The sequence below is a fragment of the Limosilactobacillus reuteri subsp. porcinus genome (assembly GCF_036621895.1).
GTDB lineage: Bacteria > Bacillota > Bacilli > Lactobacillales > Lactobacillaceae > Limosilactobacillus > Limosilactobacillus reuteri_J.
In genome coordinates this window covers 2,494-4,182 of record NZ_LN887449.1, presented here as the reverse complement: position 1 = coordinate 4,182, position 1,689 = coordinate 2,494, and the positions used below count along the sequence as shown (strand labels likewise).

Annotated in this window: 2 protein-coding genes; one reads left to right on the top strand and one right to left on the bottom strand. The window is 35.3% G+C overall.

Annotation, left to right across the window (positions count from 1 at the left end; all coding sequences use genetic code 11):
* Window positions 1–387: 387 nt before the first annotated feature.
* Entirely contained in the window at window positions 388–654 is a 267-nt protein-coding gene (locus AACL61_RS07445) for a hypothetical protein (RefSeq protein WP_339111190.1), read from the bottom strand.
* Window positions 655–830: 176 nt separating this feature from the next.
* On the opposite strand from AACL61_RS07445, the gene AACL61_RS07440 reads away from it, so the two are divergent.
* Window positions 831–1,352 (top strand): GNAT family N-acetyltransferase, encoded by a 522-nt coding sequence (locus AACL61_RS07440; protein WP_339111189.1) that lies wholly within the window; start codon window positions 831–833, stop codon window positions 1,350–1,352.
* Window positions 1,353–1,689: the final 337 nt, after the last annotated feature.

Genomic DNA, 1,689 nt, shown 5'->3' with positions numbered 1-1,689 from the left:
TTCACTTAATATGATACCTGATGTCACGCCGAATGGCGTTTTTTATTTACCACCAACTGGGTGGCTAACTTCATTCTATAATCTACCAATATAAGATCTTGCAACAATAAAAGAAATGTTACATAAATATAAATTCAGACGATGCTGTTAAGTAGACCATATGTATCTAACATAAAGTCATGACACAATTGGACTAGAATATGCTAATACTCTCTTTGATTTTGATTCCCGTTTAGAGGATAATCATCAAATGTTACAGTTTTTATACTATTTGAGTTACATCAATTAGGAATAGAAGTTAAAAAATATTATTAGTTTAGAGTGATTAGGTGTGATTATAAAGGCTTTTCAGTGCAAATAATTAGGAGATATAAAATTTAATATGGTCTAAAGTTCAATTGAGGATCCTTGCAGATTGATTTCCAAGTCCAAGCTAATGGTATTTAGACCAATTGTCCAACAATTATTCCGAGGCGAGGTGTGTAGATATTTCGCCAAGTTATAGAAATATGGGGCAAAAGCGCTAATCGAAATGCCCACGCGAACAGTTAGACGCAACTCATCTAACTGTTCATCGTTAAGCTTATATTGAAGATGGCTTTCAATATCTTCCCTAACATAATTAACCAATTCTGAGATATTCTCTTTTGACATAATAAAGCCTCCTAATTATTTTTCAGAGACTTTCCGGTCCGGAAACCGGACAAGACTGGTTACTTTAGATGTTTTTCCTATATTCCATAACTTAAAAATATTCAAAATTTTAGTTTGTTTCATGGTGATAGATACCAGTAATCAATACAATAAGCAAAAATGAATAGGTGATAGAAATGGCATTTGAATTAGTGAAACTCACTTCAGACGACATTGAACAATTTGAAGCTGATATGCAAGAAGCATTTAATAAGGGTGCAGAATATTACTCTGGGCAAAAAGAGGATGTCTTACCGAAAAAGGATATCGAAGAATCGTTGAATGCCAAAGGTGCGGTTGCATATAAAGCGATGATGGATGGAGAGATGGTTGGTGGAACGATCTTAAATATTGATCATGCAACAGGACACAACCATTTAGACTTCTTATATGTTAAGGATGGTTATCAGGGTAAGAAAATCAGTCAGCAAATTTGGAATAAGATTGAAGAACTCTACCCGAAAACTAAATCATGGGAAACTTGCACACCATATTTTGATCAACGTAACATTCATTTTTATATTAATAAGCTGGGCTTTCACGCGGTTGAATTTTTTAACAAGTACCATAAGGAGTCAGGGGAAGAAGAGACATACGCTGGAGGCAATTTAACTGGGATGTTCAGGTTTGAAAAAGAAATGAACAATAATAAAAATTAAAAAATAATGATAAAACTATTGACAAATTATAATTTTTACCGTAAAATCATGGACAACAAGTAATCGAGAAAAGTAACCACTGAGAATAGGAGATTAGATCTTTGATTATCAGTCAGCGAACCCAGGATAGTGAGAGTGGGGATGATAGTCTTAGATCGAAAGTAGCCTAGGAGTGGCTAGGGTGACTTTATGAAGTTCTAGCCGGGTGCGCCCGTTATAGCGTCAACGTATCTAGGTTGGCCTACGTACGGGGTGAGGTTCTGTTAGTGATAACAGGATGAATAAAGGTGGTAACACGCAAAGGCGTCCTTTTAAGCAAATTAGCTTAGAAGGACGC

What these genes read in the sequence shown, in the direction of transcription:
- AACL61_RS07445 (WP_339111190.1), bottom strand. Translation starts at nt 654, where the DNA reads ATGTCAAAAGAGAATATCTCAGAATTGGTTAATTATGTTAGGGAAGAT.
- AACL61_RS07440 (WP_339111189.1), top strand. Translation starts at nt 831, where the DNA reads ATGGCATTTGAATTAGTGAAACTCACTTCAGACGACATTGAACAATTT.